At 71.8% G+C, this 6,550-nt stretch carries 6 protein-coding genes and 1 pseudogene; all 7 read right to left on the minus strand.

Annotation, left to right across the window (positions count from 1 at the left end; translation table 11 throughout):
* Window positions 1–717: 717 nt before the first annotated feature.
* Window positions 718–2,217 carry a potassium/proton antiporter gene (locus AB0H87_RS35700; protein WP_360156145.1) on the minus strand — a complete coding sequence of 500 codons (1,500 nt, stop codon included), beginning with the start codon at window positions 2,215–2,217 and terminating at the stop codon, window positions 718–720.
* Window positions 2,214–2,510, minus strand: a complete 297-nt coding sequence (locus AB0H87_RS35705) for a DUF167 domain-containing protein (RefSeq protein ID WP_360156148.1) — start codon at window positions 2,508–2,510, stop codon at window positions 2,214–2,216. Before AB0H87_RS35705 ends, AB0H87_RS35700 begins: the two co-directional genes overlap by 4 nt.
* A gap of 101 nt (window positions 2,511–2,611) precedes the next feature.
* A pseudogene (locus AB0H87_RS35710) lies at window positions 2,612–2,845 on the minus strand (hypothetical protein); the annotation flags it as partial.
* 730 nt (window positions 2,846–3,575) lie between these two features.
* Entirely contained in the window at window positions 3,576–4,391 is an 816-nt protein-coding gene (locus tag AB0H87_RS35715) for a DivIVA domain-containing protein (RefSeq protein WP_360156151.1), read from the minus strand.
* 51 nt (window positions 4,392–4,442) lie between these two features.
* Window positions 4,443–4,736 carry a YggT family protein gene (locus AB0H87_RS35720; protein WP_360156154.1) on the minus strand — a complete coding sequence of 98 codons (294 nt, stop codon included), beginning with the start codon at window positions 4,734–4,736 and terminating at the stop codon, window positions 4,443–4,445.
* A gap of 45 nt (window positions 4,737–4,781) precedes the next feature.
* Window positions 4,782–5,516, minus strand: a complete 735-nt coding sequence (gene sepF, locus AB0H87_RS35725) for a cell division protein SepF (RefSeq protein WP_360156160.1) — start codon at window positions 5,514–5,516, stop codon at window positions 4,782–4,784.
* A gap of 196 nt (window positions 5,517–5,712) precedes the next feature.
* A complete protein-coding gene (locus tag AB0H87_RS35730) occupies window positions 5,713–6,429 on the minus strand; it encodes a YggS family pyridoxal phosphate-dependent enzyme (protein WP_360156157.1) in 717 nt (238 codons plus the stop codon).
* Window positions 6,430–6,550 lie beyond the last annotated feature (121 nt).

Here is a 6,550-nt window from a genome sequence, read left to right on the forward strand (position 1 = left end):
CGACCTGGACCTGTTCGCCGGGTGTGAACAAGACACCCGGCCGATGATCCGCAACGGCGACAAGTGGACGACGAAGCTCCTCGTCTGCCCCGCGACCGATCACCCGACCCGGACCCGGGATCGATCCGCGCGGTCGCTACCGCCCGGACCTCGCCTTCGGCGGAAGCGGACTTCGCACGGGCGCCGCGCCCCGACCCGGACCGGGCGGGCGCCGACTCCGCACCGGCGCGCCCTGGGGCCGCGCCCTCAGGGGCCGATCCGGCAGGGGTCGCCGCGGCCTTGACCTCGGCGGCCGAAGCGGTCGGCGCCTTGCGGCGCGACCCGGATCGATCGACCGATCCGGTTGACGGCTCCGGCGTAACAGTCCTGGTCTCGGCAGAAGCCGCCGCGGTGGGTAGGTCGCGCCTGTTCTTGCGGGCCGACCCAGCAGCGGAGCGGGTGCGGCCGCCGGCGGTGCGGCGGCGGGGGCGGTCGGGGTCTTGCACGACGGCGCGCGAGCCCGGCGCGCCGGCCGTGGCCGGTGCATTCCGGGCGATGCTCGCGCGGTCGGCCATCACGATCCCCCACGTGCAAAACGGGCGCGCGGCGGGCCGCCGCGCACTCCGGAGGTTGGCAAGAATACGGAACGTGAAGACGTCCGACAACATGCCGCACCGATTCCGCCAGTTCCGCCGCTGATTAGCCAGCAATCAGGGCAAAACGAACCCTAACTGATGGTTAGCCCCTTTCCTCCCCGTACTCCGCAAACCAGCGGGCCAAACGTCCTCGCCGGCTCACCGCCCGGAGGCGGCGCTCCGCGGCGTCCCGGACGGCGGCGGTGGCCACGATCAACAAGCTGTCGCCGACCTTGAGGCGCGTGTCGGGGGCTGGTACGAAGCCCTGCCCGTCCCGCAGCACCAGGGTCACCGCCGCGCCGACCGGGAGGCGCAGCTCGTCCAGGTGGACACCCGACAGGCGCGAGCCGGGCGGCACCTCCAATTGCAGGAGATCCGCGGCCATCCGGTCCAGCGGCGCCGTCTCCACCCGCAGTTCCGCCGGCTCGTCCGGAGCGGTCACCCCGAGCACCCGGGCCACCGGTGCGATCGTGGTCGCCTGGAGGACCGTGAAGATCAACAGGAGCACGAACACCACGTCGAACAGGCGCGACGCGCCAGGCAGACCGGCTGACAGCGGGATCGTCGCGAGCACGACCGGCACCGCCCCGCGCAGGCCCGCCCACGCCAGGAACGCCTGTGCCCGCAGCGGCACCGCGAAGGGGGTGGCCGAGACCAGTACCGACAGGGGCCGGGCGAAGAACACGAGCGCGACGCCGACCACGACCGCCGGGACGATCACGTCGTCGAGCCGGCTCGGCGAGGCGAGCAGGCCGAGCAGCACGAACAGGCCGATCTGGGCCACCCAGGCCAGGCCGTCGGCGAAGCCGAGGATCGCCTGCCGGTGCGGCAGTCGGGAGTTGCCGAGCACGACGCCCGCCGTGTAGACGGCCAGGAAGCCGGACGAGTGCGCCACCGCGCCGGCGGCGTACGCCAGCACGGTCAGGCCGACGACCGCGATGGGATACAGGCCCGAGGACGGCAGTGCGGCCCGGCGCAGCACCCAGCGCCCGACGAAACCGACGCCCAGGCCGATCGCGCCGCCGACCACCAGCTCGTAGATGATCAGCAGGACCTCGTACCACCACGGGTGCGGGAACGGCCCGACCGTCGAGAGCAGCACGACGACGATGACGACCGGCGCGTCGTTCATGCCGGACTCGGCCTCCACCGCGGCCACGAGCCGGGCGGGCAGCCGCAGCTTGCGCAGGGTGGCGAACACGGCGGCCGCGTCCGTCGACGCGACGACGGCCCCGTACAGCATGGAAAGCTGCCAACCCAGACCCAGGAAGACGTGTGCGGCGAGGCCGACCACCGCGATGCTCACCGCCACGCCGACCGTGGACAGCGTGAGCGACACGCCGATCACCGGGCGCAGCGTGGCCCAGCGGGCGGTCAGGCCACCCTCCGCGATGATCACGATCAGGGCGGTGAGGCCGAGGGTACGGGTCAGCGACGCGTCCTCGAACTGCACGCCCAACCCGGACTCGCCGATCAGCAGGCCCAGCGCCAGGTAGACGAGGAGGCTGGGCAGGCCGAGCCGCGACGACAGCCGCACCGCGGCCACCGCCACGAGCAGCACCCCCGCCCCGAGGAGCAGGGCGAGGTTGAGGTCCTCGGTCACGTCCCCGTGTCGCGGAGCACGGCGAATCGGTCCAACGCGGCGCCGCTGTCGGGCACCGCGACCGTGAACAGCTTGTCGCGGCTGGCCGCGCCGGTCCGCAGCGTCACGGCGGCGCGCCGCACGCCGAGCGCGTCGGCCACCGCCAGCCGGGCGGCCTCGGTCGCGCGACCGTCGACCGCCGGCGCGGTGACCGCGACGACCAGCGCAGGACCGTGCGGGCCCTCATACCGCCCACCGACCCGGGCGCGCGAAGCCCCGGGCTTCACCCGGACGGCGATCACCACGGCGGCCATGCCTCATTGTGCCAAGAAGGGCACCCGCGGGGCGGGTGCCCTTCTAAGGGCGCCCCCGTCCCGGAACAGCAACAGGGGTCCCCTTCTTCAACAGCGTTCTCTCAGACCCGGCGTGCCCCGGCAAGCAGGGCACTGTCGGGTTCGCAGAGGCTGCACGGCGTGAAGCCGAGCTCTGCCGCCTCGCTCACCGGCAACGGCTCGCTCTCGCGGCCGAGCAGGTGGACGCAGCCCGAGATGTGGTAGCGCGGCCGTCCGTCGATCACCAGGACCGGTGCGGACATCCGGGCCACCCGGGCCGCGTCGGCGGCCGAGACGAACTGGGCCGCCGGCTCGTCCGGTGGATCCTCGTCGTCATCGTCATCGTCGTCGTCGGGCACCGCCGCGGCGTACGCCTGCGGTGGGGGCGACGGCTGCCCGGGCCAGCCCTGCGCCTGCGGCCCGTCGGACCGCAGATCGGCGAAGCCCTGGTCGTACTGGCTGGTCCGGTCGTCGACAAGGCCCCCCGGCTCGTCGACGGTCGCGGCCGCCGCGCGGCGGCGGCCGTACTCCGTGCCCTCGCCCGACCGGAAGCTGCCCTGGTTGGGCACGTTCGGTGGGCTGACGGGGTCCGCGACCGCGACGGACGTCTCGTCCGCCCCCCATGCGGTCGCCCGTCGGCGGCCGGGCTCGTTGACCCTGGCCGTCGAGCGGTGGTGGAACACTCTCGAGTCATCCTCGTCGCCGGCACGCGTGAACCGCTCGTCATCGGCGTAGCTGCCCTGTGCCCGTGCGGCGGCGGCCTGACGGGCACCGACGACGAGCGCGACTGCGGCGAACAGGCTCGCCGCGATCGACAGGACCAGCAACACGCTCGAACCACCTGCGAGTCCGAGCACGAGCAGCGTGACAGCACCGAGGATGAGCACCAAACTTGCAACGATCACGGCTCACCCCCGCCGCTTTCTGTATAGATGTCGTGGGTCCGGCGCGCCCCCGGGGGGTCCCGGGTACGCCGGAGTCACGGCACCGTCCGGGGGACGCATGCCCGCCCCCGGTTGGGCTACGGAACCGTCGGTCGAAGGCTTGTCAGCGACCGGCTTCGAGGGAACCGGAACGTCCCGCGCCGCCGTAGGAGCCCGCCAGACCAGCGGTGGCCAGACCCGGTGCGCCGCCGGATGTCACGGACCGATTGCCGTCGGTCCGGGTCATCTCGGCCTCGAGACCCTGCCCACGACCGTCGAGGTCGCGAAGCTGGCTCTCCAGGTAGGCCTTGAGCCGGGTGCGGTACTCCCGTTCGAACTGCTTGAGCTCTTCGATGTGCTTCTGCAGTGCCGTGCGCTTGGCGTCGAGGCCGCCCATGGCCTCCTGGTGCCGCTGCCGCGCGTCCCGCTCGAGCGCGTCGGCCTTGGCCCGCGCCTCACGGGTGACCTCTTCAGCCTTGGTGCGGGCGTCGGAGAGCAGCTTGTCGGCTTCGCGCCGGGCGTCGGACACGTGGTCGTCGGCCGTGCGCTGGGCCATCATCAGGACCCGGAGGGCCTGCTGCTCGCCGTCGCCGCCCACCACCGGGGCGCCCTGGGCACGCATCTGCTCCAGCTCGCCCTGCATGGCGCGGGCGGCCTGCTCAGCGGCGGCCTTGTCACGCTGGACCCGGTCGATCTGGGCCTTGAGGTCGTTGAGCTCCGCCGCCATGCGAGGGTCGGCACCCGGGCCGGCTGGCGCGCCGCCACGGGGTCCACCACGCTCGACCTGAGCGCGCAGCTCGTTGTTCTCCTCGATCAGACGGGCGAGCTCGCGCTCGACCTCATCGAGGAATGCGTCGACCTCCTCCTCGTCGTACCCCCGTTTGCCGATCGGGGGTTTCTTGAAGGCGACGTTGTGCACGTCGGCCGGGGTAAGCGGCATCGAAACTCCTCGGGTCAGTTGCGGCCGCGTAGCTCCTGGTCAGACCGTGTGTCAGATCCAGGGCTGCACCACGAATCTCATCAGCACGAACAGGATAACCAAGAGCACAAGGGAGGCGAGGTCGATGCTGAGGTTACCGATCCGCAGTGGTGGGATCACACGCCTCAACGCCTTGAGGGGCGGATCGGTGACGCTCCACACCACTTCCAGTCCGGCGGCCGCACCTCGCCTCGGCTGCCAACGACGGCCGTACTGAAGCACCGCGCTCAATACGAATCGTGCGAGCAGGACGACCAGGAAGAAGTACAACAGCAGGTAGAGCACCTGGAACAGAATCGACATCACGACTCGCAGGACCCTCCGTCAAGGCCGACTCTGCCCTGCTCAGGGCTACGGCAGGGTGAAGAAACCGCCCTCAGCGATCTTCGCCTTGTCCTCTGCGGTGACCTGGACGTTGGCCGGTGAGAGTAGGAACACCCGGTTGGTGACGCGCTCGATCGTACCCCGCAAACCAAAGGCCAACCCCGCCGCAAAATCCACCAGACGGCGGGCGTCGGACTCATCCATTTCGGTGAGGTTGATGATCACGGGAACACCGTCCCGGAAATGCTCGCCAATGGTGCGAGCCTCCCGATAGGTGGTCGGGTGCAGGGTGGTGATCTGGTAGCGCTGTTCGTCGTCCGCGACCAACGCGCGCTCGCGCAACTGCACCTGAGGTGCCAGCGCGAGGTTGTCGCGGGTGGGGTAACTCACGGGCGCGGGGCTCTCCGGAGCCGGCGCGCGGGTGATCGAACGCACGCTGGCGCGGTCGAGCGCGCGGCTCTCCCGCGACTCGGCCAGCTCCGCCTCGGCCGCCTCGAGGCGGCTCGGGGTGCGCTCGGTGTGCCGGGTCGACCGGGCCCGCGGCACCGCCGGCGCCTCGTCCGCCTCTTCCTCTTCCTCGGCGTACTCGTCGGCGTACCGGCTGGACCGGTAGCGCGATTCGCGGTAGCCGGCATCACCGGACCGGCTGTTGCCGGACCGGCCGTTGCCTGACCGGGCGTCGTAGCCGTCGTCGTAGGTCTGGTCGTCGTCTTCCTCTTCGACCAGCCCGAGCCAGACGCCCGCCTTTCGCAGAGCTCCCATGTGCCGCGCCCCTCCGTCCGCCGTGTGGCACGTGCCCCCCTGCACGAGCCACTGTCACGCGCGTGGACTCCGTCTATGCATCGGCACCAGGCCGACCTTCCTCTGCCGTCACCCTCCCGGTTGACGGCGCGCCCCCCGGCGCTGCGAAGATCAGCATGGAAAACAACACCGATGTAGTTTGGTGTCCGCCGTCAGGCTACCCCAGGTAGTGACGCTTACCGAGCAACGCGCTACCGACGCGCACATGTGTCGCGCCGTGCGAAACGGCGCTTTCCAGGTCATCGGACATTCCCGCCGACAGGACCAGGGCTGTCGGATGATCGACATGGAAGGCCGCGGCGATCTCGGCGAGCCGCGCGAACGCCGCGTCCGGCGGCGCACCCAGCGGCGCGACCGCCATCAGGCCGGCCAGCCGGAGCGCCTCCGCGTCGGCCACCGCGGAAGCCGCCTGGCCCAGGCCGCGGTCCGGGTCGGCCGAGTCCGGCAGCGCGCCGCCCCGCTCCGGATCGCCGTCGAGGCTCACCTGGATCAGCACGTCGACGACCCGGCCATGGCCGGCCGCGCCCCGGTCGAGCGCCGCCGCCAGCCGGACGCTGTCGACGGACTGCACGACGTCGGCGTACGCGCTGACGGACTTGGCCTTGTTGCGCTGGAGCTGGCCGACGAAGTGCCAGCGCACCCGGCCCCCGATCGCGGCGGCCTTGGGTGCGGCCTCCTGGTCGCGGTTCTCGCCGACGTCCGTGACACCGAGGTCGGCCAGCAGGGCGACGTCGGTGGCCGGGTAGGTCTTCGTGACCGCGACCAGGGTGACCTCGTCGGTGCGTCCGGCCGCCGAGCGGGCGGCGTCGATCCGGGCGCGGACCCGCGCCAGGTTGGCCGCCAGCTCGGCGCGCCGGGTGTCGTCAGAACTCACCCGGCAAGGCTATTAGGAGCCGTGCCCTGCTTCCCGCGGTGCCTGGTCCTCCGGACGGCACAGGTCAAGACCCTAGGAGCCGTGCCCTGTGCTTCCCGCTGTGCCTGGTCCTCCGGACGGC

Source organism: Asanoa sp. NPDC050611 (assembly GCF_040654855.1).
GTDB lineage: Bacteria > Actinomycetota > Actinomycetes > Mycobacteriales > Micromonosporaceae > Asanoa.